24 protein-coding genes and 1 pseudogene are annotated in these 23697 nt (G+C 58.0%); 10 read left to right on the plus strand and 15 right to left on the minus strand.

All coding sequences use genetic code 11. From position 1 onward, the window contains the following. Positions 1–93: 93 nt before the first annotated feature. From QZ517_RS03870 to pyrH, 9 genes are all read right to left on the minus strand, one after another. Complete coding sequence (locus tag QZ517_RS03870; protein ID WP_294222393.1) at positions 94–660, minus strand: OmpH family outer membrane protein; 567 nt, start codon at positions 658–660, stop codon at positions 94–96. A 6-nt stretch (positions 661–666) separates the two neighbouring features. Continuing rightward, on the minus strand, positions 667–3024 hold the full coding sequence (gene bamA / locus QZ517_RS03875) for an outer membrane protein assembly factor BamA (RefSeq protein ID WP_294222395.1): 2358 nt from the start codon (positions 3022–3024) through the stop codon (positions 667–669). 178 nt (positions 3025–3202) lie between these two features. Continuing rightward, positions 3203–3349 carry a hypothetical protein gene (locus QZ517_RS03880; RefSeq protein ID WP_283426365.1) on the minus strand — a complete coding sequence of 49 codons (147 nt, stop codon included), beginning with the start codon at positions 3347–3349 and terminating at the stop codon, positions 3203–3205. A 93-nt stretch (positions 3350–3442) separates the two neighbouring features. Continuing rightward, on the minus strand, positions 3443–4789 hold the full coding sequence (gene rseP / locus QZ517_RS03885) for an RIP metalloprotease RseP (RefSeq protein ID WP_294222401.1): 1347 nt from the start codon (positions 4787–4789) through the stop codon (positions 3443–3445). Between the two features lie 24 nt (positions 4790–4813). After that, positions 4814–5983, minus strand: coding sequence for a 1-deoxy-D-xylulose-5-phosphate reductoisomerase (gene dxr, locus QZ517_RS03890; RefSeq protein ID WP_294222404.1), 1170 nt, complete (start codon positions 5981–5983; stop codon positions 4814–4816). Then, complete coding sequence (locus QZ517_RS03895; RefSeq protein WP_366765999.1) at positions 5980–6720, minus strand: phosphatidate cytidylyltransferase; 741 nt, start codon at positions 6718–6720, stop codon at positions 5980–5982. The genes dxr and QZ517_RS03895 overlap by 4 nt, the downstream gene beginning before the upstream one ends. Positions 6721–6749: 29 nt before the next feature. Continuing rightward, positions 6750–7472, minus strand: a complete 723-nt coding sequence (locus QZ517_RS03900) for an isoprenyl transferase (protein ID WP_294222411.1) — start codon at positions 7470–7472, stop codon at positions 6750–6752. A gap of 6 nt (positions 7473–7478) precedes the next feature. Then, positions 7479–8042, minus strand: a complete 564-nt coding sequence (gene frr / locus QZ517_RS03905; RefSeq protein ID WP_294222417.1) for a ribosome recycling factor — start codon at positions 8040–8042, stop codon at positions 7479–7481. Between the two features lie 97 nt (positions 8043–8139). Next, positions 8140–8874: a UMP kinase gene (pyrH, locus tag QZ517_RS03910; RefSeq protein ID WP_294222420.1), complete on the minus strand. Its 735-nt coding sequence runs from the start codon at positions 8872–8874 to the stop codon at positions 8140–8142. Between the two features lie 119 nt (positions 8875–8993). On the opposite strand from pyrH, the gene miaA reads away from it, so the two are divergent. Next, complete coding sequence (miaA, locus tag QZ517_RS03915) at positions 8994–9875, plus strand: tRNA (adenosine(37)-N6)-dimethylallyltransferase MiaA (RefSeq protein WP_294222427.1); 882 nt, start codon at positions 8994–8996, stop codon at positions 9873–9875. Between the two features lie 87 nt (positions 9876–9962). After that, complete coding sequence (locus tag QZ517_RS03920; RefSeq protein WP_294222430.1) at positions 9963–10883, plus strand: AraC family transcriptional regulator; 921 nt, start codon at positions 9963–9965, stop codon at positions 10881–10883. A 20-nt stretch (positions 10884–10903) separates the two neighbouring features. On the opposite strand, the gene QZ517_RS03925 is transcribed toward QZ517_RS03920, so the two are convergent. Continuing rightward, entirely contained in the window at positions 10904–11488 is a 585-nt protein-coding gene (locus QZ517_RS03925; RefSeq protein ID WP_294222433.1) for a lytic transglycosylase domain-containing protein, read from the minus strand. Positions 11489–11715: 227 nt separating this feature from the next. Here QZ517_RS03925 and ssb point away from each other — a divergent pair, with 227 nt between their 5' ends. Then, positions 11716–12255, plus strand: coding sequence for a single-stranded DNA-binding protein (ssb, locus tag QZ517_RS03930; protein WP_294222437.1), 540 nt, complete (start codon positions 11716–11718; stop codon positions 12253–12255). Positions 12256–12396: 141 nt separating this feature from the next. Next, positions 12397–13641: a peptidase T gene (gene pepT, locus QZ517_RS03935; RefSeq protein ID WP_294222440.1), complete on the plus strand. Its 1245-nt coding sequence runs from the start codon at positions 12397–12399 to the stop codon at positions 13639–13641. A gap of 51 nt (positions 13642–13692) precedes the next feature. On the opposite strand, the gene aroB is transcribed toward pepT, so the two are convergent. After that, entirely contained in the window at positions 13693–14805 is a 1113-nt protein-coding gene (aroB, locus tag QZ517_RS03940; protein WP_294222443.1) for a 3-dehydroquinate synthase, read from the minus strand. A 3-nt stretch (positions 14806–14808) separates the two neighbouring features. Then, positions 14809–15357, minus strand: coding sequence for a shikimate kinase (locus tag QZ517_RS03945; protein WP_294222446.1), 549 nt, complete (start codon positions 15355–15357; stop codon positions 14809–14811). A 120-nt stretch (positions 15358–15477) separates the two neighbouring features. Between QZ517_RS03945 and QZ517_RS03950 the strand changes: the two genes are divergently transcribed. From QZ517_RS03950 to QZ517_RS03960, 3 genes are read left to right on the plus strand one after another with little or no spacing between them, the layout of a single operon-like run. Then, a complete protein-coding gene (locus tag QZ517_RS03950; protein WP_294222449.1) occupies positions 15478–15627 on the plus strand; it encodes a hypothetical protein in 150 nt (49 codons plus the stop codon). A gap of 1 nt (position 15628) precedes the next feature. Next, entirely contained in the window at positions 15629–17146 is a 1518-nt protein-coding gene (locus QZ517_RS03955; protein ID WP_294222451.1) for a hypothetical protein, read from the plus strand. A 4-nt stretch (positions 17147–17150) separates the two neighbouring features. Then, positions 17151–18104 (plus strand): site-specific tyrosine recombinase XerD, encoded by a 954-nt coding sequence (locus tag QZ517_RS03960; protein ID WP_294222454.1) that lies wholly within the window; start codon positions 17151–17153, stop codon positions 18102–18104. Here the strand turns inward: QZ517_RS03960 and QZ517_RS03965 are convergent. The 3 genes from QZ517_RS03965 to QZ517_RS03975 form a co-directional block, all read right to left on the minus strand. Beyond that, positions 18068–18886 carry a metallophosphoesterase family protein gene (locus QZ517_RS03965; protein WP_294222457.1) on the minus strand — a complete coding sequence of 273 codons (819 nt, stop codon included), beginning with the start codon at positions 18884–18886 and terminating at the stop codon, positions 18068–18070. The two genes, QZ517_RS03960 and QZ517_RS03965, sit on opposite strands and share 37 nt — an antisense overlap. A 129-nt stretch (positions 18887–19015) precedes the next feature. After that, positions 19016–19717 (minus strand): transporter substrate-binding domain-containing protein, encoded by a 702-nt coding sequence (locus tag QZ517_RS03970; protein WP_294222460.1) that lies wholly within the window; start codon positions 19715–19717, stop codon positions 19016–19018. Positions 19718–19888: 171 nt separating this feature from the next. After that, positions 19889–20590 carry a transporter substrate-binding domain-containing protein gene (locus tag QZ517_RS03975; RefSeq protein WP_294222463.1) on the minus strand — a complete coding sequence of 234 codons (702 nt, stop codon included), beginning with the start codon at positions 20588–20590 and terminating at the stop codon, positions 19889–19891. A 140-nt stretch (positions 20591–20730) separates the two neighbouring features. On the opposite strand from QZ517_RS03975, the gene QZ517_RS03980 reads away from it, so the two are divergent. The 3 genes and pseudogenes from QZ517_RS03980 to eno all read left to right on the plus strand — a co-directional run. Continuing rightward, on the plus strand, positions 20731–22035 hold the full coding sequence (locus tag QZ517_RS03980; RefSeq protein WP_294222466.1) for an HlyC/CorC family transporter: 1305 nt from the start codon (positions 20731–20733) through the stop codon (positions 22033–22035). Between the two features lie 145 nt (positions 22036–22180). After that, a complete protein-coding gene (locus QZ517_RS03985; RefSeq protein WP_294222469.1) occupies positions 22181–23065 on the plus strand; it encodes a DMT family transporter in 885 nt (294 codons plus the stop codon). A 148-nt stretch (positions 23066–23213) separates the two neighbouring features. Further along, positions 23214–23697 (plus strand): annotated as a pseudogene (gene eno, locus QZ517_RS03990) (phosphopyruvate hydratase); the annotation flags it as partial.

The raw sequence follows: 23697 nt of genomic DNA on the forward strand, positions 1-23697 counted from the left end.
CCCGCGCCGCGAGGAGCAAGCACCAGCCTGCAATCAATGACTTACAAGGCCACCAAATTTGAAAACCATCGAAACAAGGCCAAAGACTTGTTTCTATTCGTCTTCTGGCTGCTCGGAATTGGACCGACCATCGCCCAACATTTGATTGAGACGCTCAATCGCAAAGGACGTCACATCCACAGCAGGATCTCCAAGCAAAACATCCCGACGCTCAAGGATCACGCTCGCCCCGGCATCCCGCATCAGCGCTGTCAAAACTGGGCTGACAACACGGATAAAAGCCTCTTGCTCACGCTGACGACGTTGCTCCAAATTGGCGGCTTTCTGGTCTTGTTCTTTGCGGATCTGCACCACCCGCGCGTCAAACGCCTCTGCAACTGCGCGAAACGCGCCTGCTTCCATCTCACCGCGTTTGTCAGTGAGCGCTCTTTCTTCCGCCGTCAACTCCGCCTGAATGCGCCGGTTCTCCGCCAACAGAATTGACTCATCCGCCGCCAACTCCTGAGCCACACGTATGCCAAACATCGACTGACTGAACATCAGGTCACTGTCGACCGTCAACACTTGAGACTGCGGCAATGCCGCGTCTTGTGCAAAGGCAAACGGGGCGCTGAGAAGCGCCCCGACCAGAAATATTATGCGAAATGCATTGCCACCCATACCAGATCAGAACTGCGCACTGATGGTGAAGTCAAAGCTCTGATCCCGGTCGAACTCTTCTTTCTGCAGGGCTTTAGTGAAGTTGAACCGCAGTGGACCAATTGGCGTTGTCCAAAAGATCGACGCCCCAATCACATGACGCAAAGTGAAGTCTTCGTAGTAGATGTTGCCCACACCATTGGTTTTGTCCAAACCCCACAATGAGCCAACATCATAGAACAAACCGCCCGTGATCCCCAATTCCTCGGGCAGCCCCAATGGAAACTCCGCTTCAAACCGCGCCGCAGCATAGTATTTACCACCCAAAGCGTCATCCACAGATCCATCCGCAGAACGCTCCCGCGGACCAAGACCGTAAGGTTCAAAACCGCGAATGTCCCGATTGCTGACGATGTAGCGGTCATCAATTCGGCTGTCGCCATTTGGAGAGTACAAAGCCCCGCCTTGCAACGTGGCGCGCAAGGTCACTTCCTCATGCCACACTTTGGATTCGGCAACCGCACGCGCAGTTGTCGACACAAAGGTATAGTCGCCGCCAAGCCCGCCAAAGTCCTGGCCAAACTCCACCAGGTACCCGCGATTTGGATCTAGGCCACGCCGACGTGTGTCATAGCGGTAAGTGTATCCGACGGAACTTTTCCAGAGTTCTCCACGTGACGCTTCAGCATCGATAATCGAACCTGGCACCGCATTTGCGCTCTCAACGGTAATGTCAGACCGTTCCAACTTATAGCGCAGCTGCATATTGGAGTATTCGCCCAGTTCAAAACCAAGGTATGGAGAAAACTCACCAACTGTATTTGTAAAACGCGCCTCACTAGGCTCGAACTCTTTGTAGAAGAACCCAAATCCAGCGGTCAAGTTGCGTCCCAAGAACGCGGGTTCCGCAAACGACAGGCTGTAATCTTTGATGTCTGACGAAGTGGAGAAGGACAGTCCAAAACTCTGACCACGACCCAGGAAGTTTGCTTCGTTGAACCGCACAACGAGTCCAATCCCGTCGTTGGTCGAGTAGGTACCACCCAGTGCCAGCGAGCCTGTGGGCTGTTCTTCGACATCCACGTCCACAATCACCTGGCTTGGAGTGCTGCCTTCGCGCGCATTCACATCAGCCACCGTGAAGAACCCAAGTGCACGGATGCGCTCCGCACTTTCACGTATTTCACGTGGGTTAAACGGGTCACCTTCGGCAATGCGGAACTGGTTCCGGATCACCTTGTCCAGAGTGGTTGTGTTACCTTCGATGTCGATGCGCTCGACAAAGATCTTCGGACCTTTGGTCAGCACAAAATCCACATCAAGCGTCAAATCACGATCGTTGCGCGAAATCCGAGGATCCACCCGCAGAAAGTCTTGCCCCTGCTTCAGGCCAAACCGCTCCATCCGGGAAATCGAGTTTTCCACCAGCGTTGGAGAATACACCACACCAGGCTTCAGACGTAGCGTGTCCAAATAGGCCTGCGCATCCACACCATCAATTTCGCTTGTTGCGGTGATATTGCCAAACTTGAACTGCTGCCCTTCCTCGATGTTGAATGTCAGGAAATAGCCGTCCCGCTCACGAGACAATTCCGCGTTTACACCCACAGTGCGGAAGTCGACATACCCACGCGACAGATAGAAATCGCGCAGCACCTGTTTATCAAACTCGATGCGATCATTCACAAAGGTATCTTGCTTAAAGAACGCCCGCAGCAGTCCGGCCTGTTTGGTCGCCAAAACACGACGCAACCGATTATCACTGAAGTTGCGATTGCCCACAAAGCCAATGCGCTCAATTTCGGCCACGCCACCTTCGAACACTTCAAAAATCAGATCAGCGCGGTTATCACTTCGGCGAATGACACGGGTGTTCACGCGCGCGGCCAAGCGGCCCTGCTCAGAATAGGCTTGAGTGATGCGCGCTGCGTCTCGCTCTGCAACAGATGGGTTCAAAACCCGTCTGGTTTCAGATTCCACCAACTGTGAAAGCGCCTCATCCTTGAGACGCTTGTTGCCCTCAAAGTTGATGCGGTTGATTGTTGGGTACTCCGTCACCTTGATGACAAGGGTGCTGCCACTTGGAATTATTTCAACGGTTTCAAACACGCCACTTGCTAGAACACGCTGATACGCTGCATTCACCTGACCAGCCGTAACAGCCGTGCCCCGCGGAATTGCGGCGTAATTGGCCACCGCGGCGTCTTCGATCCGCTGATTGCCTTCCACCCGAATGGAGCTGAAATTATACGTTTGTGCGCGACCAAAAGTTGGCAACGCGATCACAACCGCAAAAATTGCAAAGAAAAACGCTGTTAAGAGGCGCCGATTCTGCACCTCTTCCCCGTCTTTGGCGATTGCCAAAGCCCTCGATTGTTTGGTCATTCCCAAACTCCGCAGTACATCCCAGTTGGATTGTGACTATCGGGTCTGAGGGCTGATGTCAAAACAGCATTGGCCTTTGATCAAAGAGAATCAGCCTGCGCCGTTTCAGCACCAATAGCGGATGAGGCCTGTTGCACCACATAATATGGTGTGTCGGCCCCGTTCCGCTCAATTGGCGTCAGTACAAGCCACCGTTCATGATCATCGTGCCGATGTAAGAGCCAAGTGACAACCCGGCGATGATCGCCGTTGGGAACAACAGACGTTCCCAGTTGATGTCGATGAGCAAACCAACTGCGCGGTATCCGTCTTCGATTGTATGCATAGTTCCAAACCCAATTCTTACCTACGTGCTAACTCTACCGTAGGAATTGGGCAAAAATTGGGCGCAACCTGCAAAGCCGCGCCCAAAATCACGTTACGGGCAGAACAAATCGTTGGTCAGTCCAAGCACCATCATGCTCAAAACCAACACCAAACCTGCCGTCATAAGAATGCGCAGCACACCGTCTGCAGGGGGCTTCCCGGTCACGGCTTCATAGGCGTAAAATACCAGATGTCCGCCATCCAGCATCGGAATCGGGAACAGATTCAGCAGGCCAATTGCCGTCGACAACACAGCAATGAACCAAATAAAGCTCTGCGCCCCTTGGCTTGCCATCGCGCTAGAGGTCTGCGCAATCCCAACAGGTCCAGACAGATTACAGCTGCTGATCGCGCCGGTGATCATATGATATAGTCCGCTCACGGACCCTTCCATGATCCGACCGGTCTGACGCACACCAGCCATAAATGCCTCGCCCGCGGGCAAAGTCTCTGTCGCTGGATCAAATGCCAGCCCGCCACCAATGCCAATCCGCCAATGCGTGACAAACCCACCATCAGCCTGTGGCTCGTCGACCCGACGGGGTGTCAGGTCAAACTGATCCAGCGTGCCAGCCCGGTTCACAGTCAGTGCCAATGTGGCCCCTTCCCCACCTTCAACAGCTTCCTTGAGCTGGGAGAAGGCCACAATCGGCTTGCCATCAATCGCGGTGAACACGTCGCCAACTTCCAGGCCAGCGTTATAAGCTGCCGAACGTGGGGCCAAAGACTGCACCATCGGCGGATACAAAAACGGCCCGGACACGTCCAACGTCTCCCCGCTGCGCTCAACCGTATAGCTTAGCACCGCCTCTTTTGGCATTGCTTTGGCAAAGCCATCAAAGGCTTCCGGATCATCAAACGACGGGATCTCAGCCCCCCCAATCGCGGTCACAACATCGCCTTGTTGCAACTCGTACGGTGCGTCCGGCAAATCCCAGATCTCGCCAACAATCAGCTTGCTGCCAATCTGACCGTTGAACATCATCACACCGGTGAAAATGATGATCGACAGAATGAAGTTGAACACAGGCCCCGCCAGAACAGTTGCCGCCCGCGCCCACAATGGCGCACCATGCATGGTGTGGCGCCGTTCTTCTTCGGTCAACTCCGCCATGGCCTCGCCATCTTTGCCGCTTGCGGCATTGGCGTCACCTTTAAACTTCACGTATCCGCCCAGGGGAATGGCCGCGATCTGCCATTTGGTGCCACGTTTGTCATAGCGTGACCAGATCACCGGACCAAAACCAAGGCTGAACACATCCGCGCCAATCCCGCTCCATCGGCCAACGATGTAGTGGCCATACTCATGGATCGCGACGATGATCGACAGGGCCAACACAAACCACAACACGGTCAGGCCGCCGCCACCAATACCGGAAATCAGCGATGAAATATCCAAAGGGGTCGTCCTCTTTCTGGGGCGTTATGCCAATTTTTGCATGACCTGATCGGCCGTCTTGCGAGCCAGATGGTCGGTTTCCATAACCGTATCAAGGGTCATTTCGGCATTCTTGCGGCAATGTGATGGAGAAAGCTGTGTCAAAACCTCTTCGACCACCTCTGCCATCTGCAAAAACCCAATGCGATGAGCGAGGAACCCATCCAGCGCACGCTCCTTGGCCGCGTTGAAAATGGCTCCGGCGTGTCCACCAAGTTCCAGCACATCATGTGCCAAACGCAGCGCCGGATACCTTTGCAGATCCGGTTCTCGAAAATGCAGCGCGCCAATCTTAGCGAGGTCCAACCGTTCCACTGGTAGTGTCTTGCGTTCCGGCCAATGTAACGCAAAGCCAATTGCATGACGCATATCCGGAGGGCCAACATGCGCCATCAATGCACCGTCGTTAAACCCAACCAGCGCATGCACCAACGATTCCGGATGCACCAGCACCTCAATTTGCTCATGTGCACAGCCAAAAAATTCTTTGGTCTCAATGACCTCGAGCGCCTTATTGAACATGGATGCGCTGTCAACCGTGATCCGCTGCCCCATGTTCCAGTTGGGATGGCTGCTGGCTTGCTCCGGCGTTGCGCGCGCCATATCTTCTAGCGTCCAATCTCGGAACGCACCACCGCTGGCGGTGATAATAATTCGTTCCACAGCCGCCATGTCTTCGCCAATCAGACCTTGGAAAATCGCCGAATGCTCACTGTCCACTGGCAGGATACGCGCATTGTGTTTCGCGGCGGTGCCCATGATCAGCTGACCAGCTGTGACCAGCGATTCCTTGTTGGCCAATGCCAACGTCGCGCCCTGCTCCAGCGCCACTAATCCCGGTGCCAGCCCCGCCGCGCCAACAATGGCACTCATCACCCAATCCGCAGGCCGCGCCGCCGCCTCGCGGATCGCTGCTGCACCCGCTGCAACCTCAACGCCACTGCCGTCCAACGCAACACGAAGCTCTTCAAGCCGCGCCTCATCCGCTGTCACGGCGATATCTGCGCTCAATTCGCGCGCGTCTGCCGCCAATTGGGCAATGTTTTGCCCCCCGCTCAACGCCACCACGTCATAGCTGTCAGGATCGCGTCGGATCAGGTCGATGGTGTTTTGCCCAATCGACCCGGTAGCTCCAAAAATGGAAATTTTTCTCATGTTGCCGGCAGCCCCAACACGGCGCCCAGCACCAACACCAAAAGTGCTGCGCCCAACATGGCATCAAACCGATCGAGCAAGCCGCCGTGACCAGGAATGAGATTCGAACTGTCTTTAATGCCTGTCCGACGTTTGATTGCACTCTCTGCAGCATCACCCATTTGTGAGGCAAATGCCGTCAGCACTGACAGAATAATCAAAGGCGTGCCGCCAAAAGCCAGGCCCACACATGCTGCAGCTACCCAGCCGGCCATAGTGCCTGACCAAGTCTTCTTCGGGCTGACTTTTGGCCAAAATTTCGGCCCGCCGAAAATGCGTCCCGCGAAGTAGCCTGCCACATCAGTTGCCACAACAACCGACACCAGCCAGATCACCCAATAGGCGCCACGCACGTCACGCAGCACAATCAACCCATAGCAAGCCAACATGAGCCCCGCCGCATAAGCTACGTAAACTCCACGATCTTTCTTGATTTGCCCAGCCCCTGCCAATGGCACCGCGAGCAACATCGGTAAGACCGCCTGACCGGGTACAAAGTCAGTCAGGAACATGACCACAGCGGCCAACGCCCCCATCGACAGCGACACTTTTTGGTCGCCACCAGACATCATCCGGGTCAACTCCCAAACCATGCCACCGCAAATGATTACGACAAATTCATGGAACAGAAAGCCGCCTTGCCAGATCGCCAATCCGCCCACGCCAAGCAGCACCACTGCTGACAGAGTCCGAGGCAACAAATCACCCCATTTACCAGCCGCACCGCTCACACTGTCACCGTGCCAAAGCGACGGTCGCGTCGTGCATAAGCGTCCACCAGTTTGCGGAACTCCTCTTTGGAGAAATCCGGCCATAACGTGTCAATAAATTCGTATTCGGCATAAGCCGACTGCCACAACAAGAAGTTGGATATCCGGGCTTCCCCACTCGTACGAATGACCAGATCAGGATCCGGCAACACATGTGTGTCCAGATACTTCGGCAACGTCTCTTCGTTCACATCTTCCGGTGCCAATGAGCCATTCGCCACATCCTGCGCCAAGCGTTGCGTCGCGCGAGCCACCTCGTCCCGGCCACCATAGTTCAGCGCAATGGTCAGGTTCACACCGTCATTCTCAGCAGTAAGTTCTTCGAGCTCGTCCATCAACGCGCGCAGCTTCGCATCCAGCCGAGGCCGGTCGCCAATAAACCGCACCCGCACACCTTCCGCCTTCAGCCCGCGAGCTTCTTTGCGAATGTACTGGCGAAACAGGCTCATCAAGCCCGCCACTTCCGCCTGTGTGCGTTTCCAGTTCTCGGTCGAGAACCCAAATATTGTCAAATATTCAACACCTAAGGGGCCGCAGGCGCGTACAATCTCCTTGACGCGCTTGGCCCCGGCGTGATGCCCAAATAACCGCGGGCGACCGCGGGCCTGCGCCCACCTGCCGTTGCCATCCATGATAATGGCCACATGCCGAGGGCCGGTCGCGGGAATCTCGTCACCCATGTTGCTTCAGACCTGCATGATCTCGGATTGCTTGTTCTCAAGCGCGCCGTCGATCTGCTTGATGTAGCTGTCGGTCATCTCCTGAACTTCAGATTCCCAAATCTTCTGATCGTCCTCAGACAGACCATTCGATTTGGCTTTCTTAATGGAGTCCATGCCATCACGACGCAGGTTGCGGATCGCCACGCGGGCGTGTTCGGCATATTGCGCGGCCACACGGGTCAACTCGGTGCGGCGTTCTTCGTTGAGCTCCGGAATCGGCAGCATCACAATGGTGCCGTTGGTCTGAGGGTTGATACCCAAACCGGAATTCATGATCGCCTTCTCAACTGCGCCAACCATCGACTTATCCCAGACGTTAATGGTCACCATGCGCGGCTCTGGCACGTTTACAGTGCCCACCTGGTTGATAGGTGTTTTGGAGCCATAGGCCTCCACCATCACCGGTTCCAGCATACTTGCCGAGGCGCGGCCTGTGCGCAGAGAGGCAAATTCAGTTTTCAACGCGCCCATCGCGCCATCCATGCGGCGGGTTAGGTCGTTGGTATCAAGTTCGAACTCTTCGGACATGAGATTGCTCTCTTCTTCTGTGTATTTTCTTTTGTGTTTTTCGCGCGTTGCGGCGCCACCGGCACCGCGTCACGCAGTCTTGATCACCTTAACGGGATCAGACAACCTTTGTATAGGTGCCCCGGCCAGCCAGAATACCTTTGAACCCACCTGGCTCATCCAACGGAAATACGATCAGCGGCAGGTTGTTGTCCCGCGCCAAAGCGATTGCACTGGCGTCCATCACCCGCAGGCGTTTTGTCAGGACCTCATCATAGGTGATTTCATCAAAGCGCACCGCGTCGTCATGCTCGGCCGGATCTTTGTCATAAATCCCGTCCACACCATTTTTGCCCATAAAGATGGCTTCGCAAGCCATCTCATTGGCGCGCAGCGTCGCCGCAGTGTCGGTGGTGAAATACGGGTTGCCGGTTCCGGCGGCAAAGATGCACACACGTTTTTTCTCTAGGTGGCGCACAGCGCGGCGACGGATGTAAGGCTCAGCCACCTCATCCATACGGATGGCGCTGATCACGCGGGTAAACACACCCAACTCTTCCAGCGCGCTCTGCATTGCCAGCGCGTTCATCACCGTTGCCAACATACCCATGTAGTCCGCAGTGGTGCGCTCCATTCCCTGCGCAGCACCTGACAAGCCACGGAACACATTGCCGCCACCTATCACCATGCAGATCTCCACACCCATGTCGTGAACCGACTGCACTTCTTTGGCAATGCGCGCAATTGTGGGCGGGTGCAGGCCGTAGCCTTGGTCTCCCATCAACGCCTCCCCCGAAATCTTCAACATCACACGGTTATAAGTGGCGTCGGCGGGGGCGGTGTCGTCGCTCATGTTGCACTCCATCTGCGCATCGTTTTAGGATTGGACGCAAAATGTCGGAAAACGCCCGCAGGTTCAATGCGAGAGTTGGGAATAACCGACAAAAGTAAGCGCAAAGTCAGGTCACCCTCATGTCACAACTGCCGCCCATCGCCGCCGATCAGCCCGTATTGGTTGCAGGCCCCACCGCCAGCGGCAAAAGTGCCCTTGCTCTGGAGATCGCACAAACACAAGGTGGTGTGATCATAAATGCCGATGCGATTCAGGTGTTTGACAACTGGCGTGTGCTGACCGCGCGCCCCTCAGCAGCCGACGAGGCCGCGGCACCGCACCTGCTCTATGGCCATATTCCGCATGACGCGGAATATTCGGTTGGCCATTGGCTGCGCGAGGTGGCGCCGCTTCTGACCAACGGCTCCCGCCCCATCATTGTTGGTGGCACGGGCTTATACTTCACAGCCCTGACACAAGGTCTGGCGGACATCCCCGCCACGCCACCGGACCTGCGCGAGCACGCCAACGCACGCGTTGCAGCCGAAGGCTTCCAAGCCCTACTTGCCGAACTTGACCCTGAAACCACGGCCCGGATCGACACGCACAACCCAATGCGCGTGCAGCGCGCTTGGGAAGTGCTCACCGCCACCGGCCGTGCAATGGCTGACTGGCAAGACAACACCCCGCCACCTATGTTGCCCCTAGCCGACACAACACCGATTGTCTTTGACGCCCCAAAAGACTGGCTCAACGCCCGGATTGCCCGGCGGTTTGACCTCATGTTGGAACAGGGTGCTTTGGACGAGGCACAAGCCAACCTTTCGATCTTTGACCCGACACACCTCTCCGCAAAAGCCATCGGAGCGCCCGAACTCATCGCGCATCTGCGCGGTGAAATTGATCTGGAAACCGCCCGCGAACGCGCCACAATTGCCACCCGGCAATTTGCCAAACGTCAACGCACCTGGTTCCGCTCAAAGATGAAATCTTGGCATCACCACACGCCCGCAGGTATCTAATTTCCGCAAATTTTCGCAAGACGGCACAAAACAACGACAAGTCTTCACTTGCTCGAATCGCACATCCTGCGCTTAATCCACCGCAAGATGACCGATAAAAATTTACATATCCCGTCATTTATGACCAAATCAGGCATGGGCGGCATGTCTGGTGCCGCGCGTAAGCTAGCAGCACCTGTGGCGGCGCCTTCGCCGTCACGCCCTGTTTTGGCAGATCAACCCTTACCACAAATTCGTGTAGAAACTCTTGCCGGCCTGACTAAAGGCGCCCCTTGGATGCTTGAGCAATTACACGTGCGGTCCCATCACATCTTATTGTGGACCACCCGCGGCCAAGGGCGCGTTTTATTGCATGGTCTGCGCCGCGGCTTTGGGGCGCACAACGCGATTTTTGTCCCCGCTGGCAAACTGCTGTCGTTTGAACTTGGCCTTCAGGTCCAGGGTTTGGCCATGTTGATCCCGGATGACGGTCGGGTGACCCTGCCCGACCGCGCCCAACATCTGCGATTGCAGGACGGCACCGAACAAGCCGAATTCACCGCCATTCTGGACGCTCTGCGTCGTGAATTACACGACAAGCGCCCCTTTATGGCCGAGGCTTTAAATGCCCACGCCCGCCTGCTTTCCGTCGCGTTACGCCGTGATCTGCAAGAGGCCGGACCACCGCCACCAACCCGCGCCTCAGAACGCATTGTGCGCCGCTTCTGTGATATTTTAGCCGCGGAATACACCAGCGGCCGCCCCATGGCCTGGTATGCCGATCAACTTGAGATCACCCCAACACATCTGACCCGTGTCTGTCGCCAAGCCGCCGGGCTGACTGCTGCGGAAATGTTGTCACAAATGACCCAACACCGCGCCCGCAGCCTACTCTTGGACAGCGACCTGCCCATCAAACGTGTGGCTGATTCCCTTGGGTTTGGCAGCGCGGCCTATTTCACGCGGTTCTGCCAACAGCACTTCGGTGCCGCCCCAAGTCAGGTGCGCAAACAGGCCCACGGTCGGTAGTGCTTCTGAGGTAAAAAGGCTTACCCGCCCCAAATGACTCGCACGTAATTGCGGGTCTCCGCATAAGGCGGCACGCCGCCATATTTCTCCACCGCACCAGGCCCCGCGTTATAGGCCGCCAAAGCCAAACGCCAACTGCCAAACTTTTGATACTGCTGCTTCAGATAGCGCGCGCCACCTTCCAAGTTTTGCTGCGGATCATGTGGGTCCACCCGCAACAGGCGCGCGGTTTGTGGCATCAACTGTGCCAACCCCAAAGCACCCTTGTGCGATTTGGCCTTGGCGTTCCAATTGCTTTCCTGTTGCACCAGCTTCAGGAAAAGATCTACCGGCACCCCATGCAACAATGCTGCTTCTTGCGCCATCACCAGATACGGCCCGCGATACTTGCCATTGTAGCTTCCGGAGCCCCATTTGGAGGGGGTGATCACGGGTTTGGGTTTTAGCCGCACGGAATTGCGGTATTGCTCAGACGCCCGCCCATCCAGCACTTTTGTCTGGTTTTTGAACAGCCGCGCATTGGATTTGGTCGACAGGCTTTGTGCCGCCACCGGCCCTGAAACCAAGGCCAATCCAATTGCGAGTCCCAAAATTCTGCGCGCCATGTGCGCCTGCTCCACCCTGCTTTTGCGGCCTTCTTAATCAAATTGCAGGGATTTTTCCAGACCACAGCATACCGCTTGGCAAAATCCCGCGCGTTCCGCGTCTTTCCCGCCTCAGGTTATCCACAAGTTTCCTCCTTTGGAATGGGAGAAACCGCTTCCCATTCATCCCCCGCAGTGGTGTATGGTGCCCCAAATCCAGAGAAAGAATCCGTGGGAGACATAGGCGCATGGCCGGATCGGTGAACAAAGTAATTATCATTGGCAACCTGGGGCGCGACCCTGAGGTGCGTTCCTTCCAGAACGGCGGCAAAGTGTGCAACCTGCGCATTGCCACCTCTGAGACATGGAAAGACCGCAACACCGGCGAGCGTAAAGAGCGCACCGAATGGCACTCCGTCGCCATCTTCCAGGAAGGTCTCGTGCGCATTGCTGAGCAATACCTGCGCAAAGGCTCCAAGGTTTATGTCGAAGGCAAATTGCAAACCCGCAAATGGCAGGATCAATCCGGTCAGGACCGCTACTCCACCGAAGTGGTGCTGCAAGGCTTTGACGGCGTTCTGACCATGCTCGACGGCCGTTCCGGCGGCGGTGGTGACGGCGGTGGCTTTGGCGGCGGCAGCAGCGGTGGTGGCTATGACCAAGGTGGCGGCGGCTACGGCGGCGGTTACGATCAAGGTGGTGGCGGCGGCAACTTCGGTGGCGGCGGCGGCAACAACCAGGGCGGTCCAGCGCCGAGCCGCGACATGGACGACGAAATCCCGTTCTAAGTCACACCAAACAACACTGTTTCAGAGGTCGCCCTAAGGCGACCTCTTTTTTATTGTGCGCCACCCCCTGCCTATCTTTACACCGTCGCCAACATCTTCCAATGTCATGCACAAGTGAACGATCATTCAGCGAGACCCGAAATGAGCGACCAAACAAGTTTTGACCAGCAACTCATCGACCGACTGGTCGCCTACTGTGCCATCGACAGCCAATCAGATGAGCACTCCGCGAGCATCCCTTCCACAGACATCCAACTCGACGTCTCCCGCCATCTGGTGGCAGAACTCGAGCGCATTGGCGCCTCGGATGTGGAGTTAACCTCCTATGGCGTGGTTCTCGCAACTGTGCCCGGCACTGTCGAAACCGCCCCCACAATCGGCTTTTGCGCCCATGTCGACACCGCACCACAGTTCAACGCCACTGACGTAAAACCCCGCGTTATTGCCAATTGGGACGGCAGCGACATCTCCTACCCGGATAACCCGGATCTGGTGCTGAACCCGTCGACGTCTGCTTACCTTGCAGGAAAAGAAGGCGAAGACATCATCACCGCCTCCGGCCTCACGCTTCTTGGTGCAGACGACAAAGCCGGCGTCGCCATCATCATGACCATGGCCGAGCATCTGCTGACCACACAAGGCCTGAAACACGGCAAGGTCCGCATCGCCTTCACTCCGGACGAGGAAATTGGCAAAGGCGTGCATGCCGACCTGCCCGCCGATTTTGGCGTCGACTTCGCCTACACGCTGGACGGCGCCAAACGCGGCACCATGGAGTATGAAACCTTCTCCGCCGACGGCGCTGTGGTCACCATCACCGGCACCTCTGCCCACCCCGGCTACGCCAAAGACAAGATGACCAATGCCCTGCATGTGGCAGCACAGATTGTCTCCGAGCTGGACGAGCCCGGCACCACCCCGGAGACCACCTCCGGCCGAGAAAGCTTCACCCATGTCTACGCCCAGGACGGCGGCAGCAGTGAAGTCACACTGCGCTTCATCCTGCGGGCCTTTGAAATGGACGACCTCGAGGCGCAGGCCACCCGCCTGAAAGCCGCCTGCGTCAAAGCCGAAGCGGATTTCCCCGGCTCCAAAGTGACCTGCGACATCACCAAACAATATCGCAACATGCGCTATTGGCTGGAAAACGACATGACCCCAGTGGAGCTGGCCCGCAAGGCCATCCGCACCGAAGGCTTTGATCCTGAATCCGTACCCATCCGCGGCGGCACCGACGGCTCCCGCCTGACTGAGCTGGGCGTGCCCTGCCCCAATCTCTACACCGGCATGATGGAAATCCACGGCCCGTTGGAATGGGTCTCTGTGCAAGACATGGCCAGTGCCACGCGGATGATTTCCAACCTCGTACAAATCGCTGCCAAATAACAAAAAAGCCGACCCAATGGGTCGGCCTTTCAACTTCCGCTTCGGTTAAGTTTACCGCCGTGCCAGCTCTTCTGCCAACAATTGGCGCACCACATCACGCGGCACATCTGCGGTCACAAAAGCCTCGCCAATCCCACGCGCCAAAATGAAGCGCAGCTGGCCGTCCACGACCTTCTTGTCCTGCCCCATCAGGTCGAGCAGCCCGTCGGCATCCGGCAACCCACCGTCGATGTCCTTCAGGTCCACCTTCATGCCCATGGCGCGCAGATGCTCGCGCACCCGGCTTGGCGCCTCTTGCGCGCAAAGCCCCAAACGCATCGACAATTCAAACGCCAGCGCGCAGCCCACGGCCACGCCTTCACCATGCAGCAGGCGGTCGCCATAGCCGGTTGCCGCCTCCAGCGCGTGACAGAACGTGTGCCCCAGGTTGAGCAAGGCGCGATCCCCTTGCTCGGTCTCATCACGCACCACAATCTCGGCTTTCATCTCACAGGAGCGTTTCACCGCCGCAATCCGCGCCGCCTCATCACCGGTCGCCAACGCAGGCCCTTGCGCTTCCAACCACTCAAAGAAAGTGGCGTCACCCAACATCCCGTATTTCACCACCTCACCATATCCGGCAAGGAAATCGCGCGGCGTCAGCGTGCCCAGCACGTCAATATCGGCAAGCACCAATCGCGGTTGATGGAATGCGCCCACAAGGTTTTTGCCCAAGGGGCTGTTGATGCCGGTCTTGCCCCCCACGGAACTGTCCACCTGCGCCAACAGGCTGGTCGGGATTTGCACAAAGCCGACACCGCGACGCAATACAGCTGCCGCAAACCCTGTCAGATCACCAATCACTCCACCGCCAAGCGCAACAACCAGGTCCTTGCGTTCAACCCGTTGCGACAACAGCCACTCAACTGTCTGCTCCAGATAGACCCAGCTCTTGGTGCTTTCGCCCGCAGGCAACACCAACGCTTCCATTGCAATGCCATCCGCCGCCAGCCCGTCGCGCAACGTTTCCAAATGCAACGCCGCAACATTCTCATCCGTCACCACGCAAACCTGCTTGCGTGCCAGCATTGGCCCAATCAGCGCGCCAGATTTTGCCAGCAGCCCCGGCCCGATGTGAATGTCATATTCCCGGCCCTCAAGGCCCACATGTACGGTTTCCATCACGGCTTATGTCTCCGCCAAAACGTCGGGGCGCGCGTCCAACAACGCCTGCGCCACCCGATCTGCCATTTCTTCAATGCTCAACCCAGCGTCTGCCTTCACCGGCACATCCGCCAGACTATACAAAGGCACCCGTGCCTCAAAAATCTCTTCCAAAGTTTTGCGTGGATTGTCCGTGCGCAACAGCGGCCGGGTGTCTTTGTGTTTCACCCGGTTCCACAGCAGCTCCACATCCGCGTCCAACCACACCGCGACACCGCGCTCGGAAATCTCCGCACGGTTGCCTTCTGCCAGATAGGCACCCCCCCCAGTCGACAGGATACAGCGCTCTTCCTCCAGAAGCCGCGCAATCACCTGACTCTCCTTTAGGCGGAAAAACGCCTCTCCGTCTCGCTCAAAAATCTCGGCAATGCTCATGTTGGCGGCCTTCACGATCTCCGCATCGGAATCGATGAAAGGCACATCAAGTTTGGCTGCTAACGCCCTGCCAACAGCTGTTTTTCCCGCCCCCATCATGCCAACGAACACAACGGTCTTCTTCAAATCATAACTCATCAAATGCCCGCAATCGGCTAAGCCTTGCCCAAAAGTTAGGTTTGCGCATTGAATGACGTGATCTTGCTGGAAAGGCCAGTTATAAGTTGAAAAAAAGCAGGCAGGATAATCGAGGATATTATGGGCAGACTCTTTCGGGCCTTGTTGTTTCTGGTGGTATTGGCAGCAGTTGCGCTGGTGGCTTACGCCTATCTTGGGCCGATCTTTGGCGCGGATTTCTCCGCCCAGCAGTCCGAGGTACGCATCCCTCTGGAATTAACGGGCCAATAGGGTGACACGCCCAGTCCGCAACAGCTTCGCCGCGCTCCTTCTGAGCACCGGCGCCCTGCATGCCCAGCACGCGCCGCTTTCAGCGATCGAGTGGCTCGACCACACCCCAACTGTGACCCTGGACATGGGGTTACCGCTCAACGAAGCCCCGGTCAGCGAAGGCGTCGCCACCCCCGCCATCAACGTCAGTCCGCTGTCTGAAACCTCGCAGGACGCCGTCGGTCTGTTGCCCTCTAATGTGACCGGCCTGCCCGCGTCACTGTGGTCAGCCTCTGATGCTGACACACTCAGCGGTCTGGTCGCGGCCCAACGCCCCGAAGTTCTGCCTGCAATGCAGGCATTGCTCTACACGTTGCTGTTGGCCGAAGCGGACGCCCCGCGCGAAACCGGCGTCACCAACGAGTTGCTACTGGCCCGTGTAGACAAACTGGTTGACATGGGCGCCCTGGAACAGGCTGAAGCCCTGCTGGAGCGCGCTGGTCCCACCAACCCGTCGCTGTTCACGCGTTGGTTTGATGTGACCCTACTTATGGGCCAAGAAACCCACGCCTGCGAAGCTCTTATGGCCGCCCCCCATCTGGCGACTGATTATGCCTCCCGTATTTTCTGCACCGCCCGTGCTGGCGATTGGCGCGCCGCTGCTCTGACACTGGACACAGCCAAGGCCTTAGGTCTGATATCAGAGGAAATGGACGCGCTCCTTCTGCGTTTTCTCGATCCCGAATTGTTTGAGGGCGAGCCACTCTTGGTCGCTGCCAACGGGCCTGACCCGCTCAAATTTCGACTTTATGAAGCGATTGGCGAAGGCCAAACCGCCGCCCGCCTACCACGCCCCTACGCCCACGCAGACCTCCGCGACACCGCAGGTTGGAAAGCCCAGTTGGAGGCCGCCGAACGCCTCGCGCGCACCTCGGCCCTACACGAAAACGCCCTGCTTGGCTTCTACACCGAAAGCTCGCCATCAGCATCTGGCATGATCTGGGACCGTGTCGCCGCCGTGCAAGCCTTTGATCGCGCAGTCACCAAACAGGATCTGCGCGACGTGTCCGACACGCTTCCGCAAGCCTGGGCGGCGATGCAACAGGTCCACCTTGAAGTGCCATTCGCACGCCTCTACGGCCCCGATTTGTTGCAACTGCCGCTGCAAGGCGTCACCGCGCGGCTTGCCCGTGACATTGCTTTGCTGTCGTCAGACTACGAACGCGCCGCCCGCTCCGGCCCACGGGATTTCCTGGCCGGACTTGCCCTTGGCTCGCCCCCGCGCAAACCCACTGATCCGGTCCACCGTGCCATCGCCGACGCCTTTCACGACGCCGGCGTGCCACAGGAAATCTCCACCATGCTCGCGCGTGGCCAATTGGGCGAAAGCCTGCTGACCGCCATGGAACTGATGGATGACGGTGCCGCTGGCAATCTAGGCGCCTTGACCGAAGCGCTGGCCACTTTCCGCGCCGTGGGTCTGGAAGACACCGCCCGCCGCGCAGCGTTGCAAGTGGCCCTGCTGGACACGCGGGGCTGACCACATGGCCGCGCCCGCCGATACGCTTCAATGGATTTCGACGTTCCTAGAGGCTCAGGCTGCTGAGCTAGGTGCCTCACCAAACACCCAAGCGGCCTATGCCCGCGACCTGCGCGACTTTGCGACCTGGGCTAGCGGCAAATCTCACAGTTTTGACACGCTCACTCAATCCGACATCGAGGATTACCTCCTCTTCTGCGACGCACAAGGCCTTGCTCAATCCACCCGCGCCCGCCGCTTATCCGCGATCAAACAACTTTTTCGCTTTGCCTTTGAGGAAAGCTGGCGCGGCGACAATCCGGCCATTCAGATCAAAGGCCCCGGCCGAGCCAAACGCCTGCCCAAAACCTTGGACGTCACCGAAGTAGACGGTCTGCTCGCTGCCGCCCGTACCCACGGGCGCACAACAGATGATCGCCTGCGCAACACCTGTCTGATGGAACTGCTCTACGCCACTGGCATGCGCGTCACCGAATTGGTCAGCCTGCCGGTCTCCGCCGCCCGTGGTGATCCACAAATGCTTTTGGTGATGGGCAAAGGCGGCAAAGAGCGCATGGTGCCGCTGTCGCCACCGGCGCGCGATGCCCTTGCGGACTGGCTTATCTGCCGTGACGCTGCCGAAGACATTGCCTGTGGCAAAGGCAAGCCGCCGTCGCGCTTCCTGTTTATGTCTCGTGGCGCGTCAGGCCATCTGACTCGTCACCGCTTCTATATGTTGATCAAAGACTTGGCGGTTGCCGCCGGGGTCTCCCCTGCCAAGGTCACCCCACACACCCTGCGCCACGCCTTTGCGACACATCTGCTGGCCAATGGCGCTGATCTGAGGGTGATCCAAACGCTGTTGGGCCACGCTGACGTCGCCACCACGGAAATCTACACCCACGTGCTCGATGAACGCCTGCGCGAGCTGGTCACCACTCATCACCCCTTGGCCAAAGCCCCCAAACGCAAGTCCTGAGGCAACACATCCTCAGACGGCCAATAACCGCTGAGCAGCGCCTGATCATAGCCCTGCGTCAGCCCCGCCGCCTGCATGGCGGCATGGGCCGCCTTAGCATCGTAAGCCAATGCCCTGATCTCCGGCACACCATCTCGTAACACCGCAAACCGGGTCTCCTGTCGCCCATCATGTTCAGGCATGCCAACAGCCCCGGCATTCACCCAGCTCACGTCCCCAACACGCCGCTCAAACGCAATCCCGGAATGTCCGGCCACCACCAAATCCACCGGTCCAACCGAAGATTCCAGCGCGGCAATCTCCGCAACAAACACTGCCTCCGGCGACACTGAGAACACAAAACGCGCCACATCGGTCACGCCCCCGTGGATCACCGCCACCCGTTTGCCCGCCTGCTGAAAAGTCACCACATCTGGCAACCCCGCCATCCAGCCCCGCGCCTCTGTATCGACCTTGGTGTTCGCATGGGCATACCAGCCCGCCGACAACAGATCGCACGTCGTGCCCGTCTCGAAGCCACAGCCACAATCCAGCGCATTGGCCGCCAGCTGCTTCTCACAATTTCCGGCCACCACAAAAGCCTGCGCCGCGCGCACCGCAGCCACCGTCTCTGCCGGTTGCGCACAATAAGCCACCACATCGCCGGTGCAGATCACATGACCAATTGGCACGCCCAGCACCTCGGCCTGCGCCAAAATCGCCTCTGTCGCCTGCAAATTGGAATACGGCCCGCCAAACAACAGCACTGCCCCAACCAACTCGCCCAAATCCTGATGTCGCATTGTCTGCCTCCGCCACGTCTTTACCGCAGGTTTACGGCCTCCCAAGCAAAGCACCAATCACTTGACCGTCAGAAACCAAAAAAGGCCGGGGACATGCCCCGGCCTTCCCGACATCATCTCACCTGAGACTTAGTCGTACTTCGCGACGAGGGCCTCTTGGGTGCCGTCCGCGACGATAGAATCGATGGCTTCGTCCATACGCGCAATCACAGACCCGTCGGTGGTTTTGGAGCAGGCCAGAAAGAACTCATTCCGGGAGATTTCCATCGCAATTTCAAAGCTGCCGTCGGCAATCGCCACATCTGCCGCTGATTCCAACGCCACCATGTAATCCACACGCCCTGCACCCAGCTTCTTCAAGGTCATGACCGCATCCGGTGCCAGGTCAATATCGCTTGCGCCCAGACGGTCCAGCAGCGCCACAGCAAAATCACCAGTCTGTGTGCCCACTTTCTTGGAGAGCGCCTGCTCGACAGACGTCACATCGCCGTTCGCACCGGGTTTCTGGATCAGATAAATCGCCTCGGAGTACATCGGACCGGCCCAATTGAAGCGGTCCTCACGCTCCGGCGTACGCGCGGTGGTGAACACACAGGTATTGGCGTCCTGCTCGGCCAAAGTGATGGCACGCGACCACTTGGTCACTTCCATCTCTGCCGACACACCAGAGCGCGACAGCGCCTCATTGATGATGTCCACACCGTGGCCGGTCAGCTCACCGTTTTCCACGTAGTTGTAAGGGGCATAGTCTTCCGTAAAAAACTTCACGTCCGCGGCCTGTGCAACGGTTGCGGTCGACAGGGCCAAAGCGCAGAGTGCAAGTGTTTTCATTGGTGGATTTCCTTGTTTCATATCTCTGCCCCGGTTCTGCGCCGCATGTCTGAAAGCAAAGTAAACGTGCGACATTCATGCGCAGACAAAATCACAACCCTCTGAAACCCAATAAAAAAAGCCGGGGCGCTTGCCCCGACTTTGCCACACTCTTCTCGCGGTGGGATTGCGTCAGTAACGAGATACAATCTCTGCCTGTGTGCCGTCCGCCATCAGCGAATCCATCGCAGCGTCAATCTCGGCCACCACGGTGGCTGGAGTGTCATGTGAACAGGCGATGTAGTACTCGTCGCGCGACACTTCCATCGCGATCTCCAGACCGGCATCCTCTGCGGTCAGCGCGTTGGCGCTCTCTTGACCCAGGATCACATAATCCAATCGACCTGCCGCCAACTTCTTCATGGTTTTGTCCAGATCCGGCGCCGCATCCACTTTGGCCGCGCCCAACTCTTCCAGCAGATCCACGGTGAAATCCCCCACCTGCGTGCCGATGGATTTGGTCAGCGCCTGCTCCAAAGATGTCGCCTCGCCGTTCATGCCGGCGTTCTGGATCAAATACATGCCTTCCACATACATCGGTCCCGCCCACTGGAACTTGTCCTCCCGCTCCGCCGTACGTGCCGTCGAGAACACACAGGTGCTCGCGCCTTTTTCGGCCAGCGCGATGGCACGGGTCCATTTGGTGATCTCAACCGAATGTGTCAGCGCCGCGCGCTCGGCCACTTCGTTGATCAGGTCAATCGCGTGCCCTTTGGCTTGTCCGTTCTCTGTCCAGGAATACGGCGCGTAATCCTCAGTCAGGAACGACACGCTGGCCCCATCGGCCAGAGAAACGGTTGGCAGCATCAGTGCGGCACATACAAAAGATTTCATTGGATCCCACTCCATTTATGTTTGAACTGGGCGCCCCCTTAGATCAAAGCACCTAAAGAAGGCTTAAGCGCGCTGCTGCCTCTTGATCCGGCCTCGTTGCACCCCCATAAACCTAAGTGATTGAGATTTCAGAGGACCCCATGGAGCCCACCACAACTTTTGACACCGCATTCTGGATCACCGCTGGCGTGATTTTCTTTTTGCTGATGATGTCTGCCTTCTTTTCCGGCTCCGAAACAGCCCTCACGGCGGCCTCTCGCGGCAAACTGCGCGCACAGGCTGACAAAGGCAATCGCGGCGCCCAACGCGCCCTAAACGTGACCGAGGACAGCGAACGTCTGATTGGCTCCGTGCTGCTGGGCAACAACCTGGTCAACATCCTTGCCACCTCGCTGGCGACCGCACTTTTCACCCGCGCCTTTGGCGAAGGTGGCGTGGCACTGGCCACTCTGGTCATGACCCTTCTGGTTTTGATCTTTGCCGAAGTGCTTCCCAAAACCTACGCCATCACCCGACCCGAAGATGCCGCCGCCACCGTCGCCAGCCCGATCAGCGTGATTGTCACGCTGTTCTCACCCATCGTTGCCGCCGTGCGTGTGCTGGTGCGCGGCGTGCTGCGCCTGTTTGGCGTGGAAACTGACCCGGACAGCCAAGTGCTCGCCATGCGCGAAGAGATTGCCGGTGCCATTCAACTTGGCCACTCCGAGGGCATCGTGGAAAAAGAAGACCGCGACCGTATCTTGGGTGCGCTCGATCTCTCTGATCGTGTGGTCGAAGAGATCATGTTGCACCGTTCCGGCATCCAAATGATCAACGCCGATGACGCCCCCGCCGACATTCTCAAACAATGTCTGGAAAGCAACCACACCCGCCTGCCGGTCTACAAAGACGATCAGGAAAACATCATTGGCGTGGTGCACGCCAAAGACCTGTTCCGCAGCATGTACACCCGCGCCGTTCAGGAAGAGACCAACGCGCGCGACCTTTTGGCTTTCGACCTGACCGAAGTTGCCAAAGAACCCTATTTCGTGCCGGAAACCACCTCGCTCGATGACCAAATGCGCGAATTCCTGCGCCGCCATGCACACTTTGCGCTGGTGGTGGATGAATACGGCTCCCTGCAAGGCCTGATCACGCTCGAAGACATCCTCGAAGAAATTGTCGGCGAGATCACCGACGAGTTTGACGAAGACGCCGACCACTTGATCCGCAAATCCGAAGACGGTCAGTTCCTGATCGAAGGCGCCATGACCATTCGCGACCTCAACCGTGCCACCGACTGGTCCTTGCCCGACGATGAAGCCAACACCATCGCCGGTCTGGTGATCCACGAGGCGCAGATGATCCCCACAGTTGGACAGGTGTTTTCGTTCCACGGCTTCCGCTTTGAGGTAACCGGCCGCGAAGCAAACCGGATCACCGATTTGAAAATCCGCCCGCTCTAAACGGGCCCAATGGCCCATCGCAGCATCACGCGTGATGGGCCACATCACCAAATTGAATGCGCCTTTGGTCGCGTTTGTCGGAAACAGACTTGCCATGTCGCCCGTTGCTGTTCACCTGTGAACCATCTGACGCGCGGGTAACATTATGCAAAACGTACACGGTATTCTGATCCTTGTGGCGGCCATGCTTGGCTTCACCCTTGAGGACATGTTCATCAAGTCGCTCTCTGTGACCATCCCGGTGGGTCAGATCCTCATGGCTTTGGGGCTGGGCTCCGGTGCCGTCTTTGCCGTGCTGGCCGTCCTGCGGGGTGACAACCTCTTTGCCCCTGCCGCCTGGTCGCCGCGCATGTTGTTGCGCACCGCTTGTGAAGCGGGTGGTGCTGTGCTTTTTGCCACTGCACTGTCCCGTGTAGACCTCTCCACCGTCGCCGCTGTGTTTCAAACGCTGCCGTTGGTCATCACCTTGGGCGCTGCACTTTTCTTAGGCGAACAGGTTGGCTGGCGGCGCCTCACCGCCATCTTGGTCGGCTTCACCGGTGTCTTGCTGATCATCCGCCCGGGCACTGACGCCTTTGACCCCAACGCACTGCTGGTACTTGGCGCAGTGCTTGCCGTGGCGATCCGAGACCTGATCACCCGCACAATTGACTCTTCCGTCTCTTCTTTTGTGGTCTCTTTCCAAAGCTTCGCCTCCCTTGTGCTCGCGGGCCCGCTGCAGATGCTCTTCGCCTCTGCTGACTACGCAGCCGTGACCACAACCAATGTCTCCATGATGGCTGGTGCCGTCGCGTTTGGCGCGGCTGGCTACTGGGGCGTGGTCACGGCGCTGCGTCTTGGCGAAGCCTCCGTTGTGGCCCCCTTCCGCTACTCCCGCCTGCTGTTCTCGATCCTTGTTGGCATGATTGCCTTCGGCGAACGCCCCGACCTGCCCACCATGCTGGGTGCCACGCTGATCATCGGCTCCGGCCTCTTCACCTTCATGCGTGAACACCGCCTCGCCAAAGCCACCGCCCCGGCCCAAGCCTAACCAATTCCAGCAAAACAGCGTCCTGCTGTCACTGTTAGCCCTAACCTGCGGGAAAACCACCGTTAGCGCTACCAAACAGCGTTTACTTTTGCCTCTGCCCTGCTATAGCTGCGCCCAACATTTGTAGCTTTCTCAGGGATCCTCCGACATGAGCACCATCATTGATATCTTTGCCCGCGAAATTCTCGACAGCCGCGGCAACCCAACCGTCGAAGTTGACGTGATCCTCGAAGACGGCACCATGGGCCGCGCAGCTGTGCCTTCCGGCGCCTCCACCGGCGCCCACGAAGCGGTTGAAAAACGCGACGGTGACAAAGACCGTTACCTCGGCAAAGGTGTTCTGGAAGCGGTGAACGCCGTAAACGGTGAAATCGCCGAATGCCTCGTTGGCATGGACGTGACCGAGCAGGTTGCCATCGACCAGGCGATGATCGAACTGGACGGCACCCCTAACAAAGCCCGCCTCGGCGCCAACGCCATCCTCGGTGTCTCCCTCGCCGCCGCCAAAGCCGCGGCCGACCACACCGCACAGCCGCTGTTCCGCTATGTGGGCGGCACCTCGGCGCGCGTTCTTCCTGTGCCAATGATGAACATCATCAACGGCGGCGAGCACGCCGACAACCCGATCGACA

The sequence above is a fragment of the uncultured Shimia sp. genome, from assembly GCF_913054185.1.
Lineage (GTDB): Bacteria > Pseudomonadota > Alphaproteobacteria > Rhodobacterales > Rhodobacteraceae > Shimia.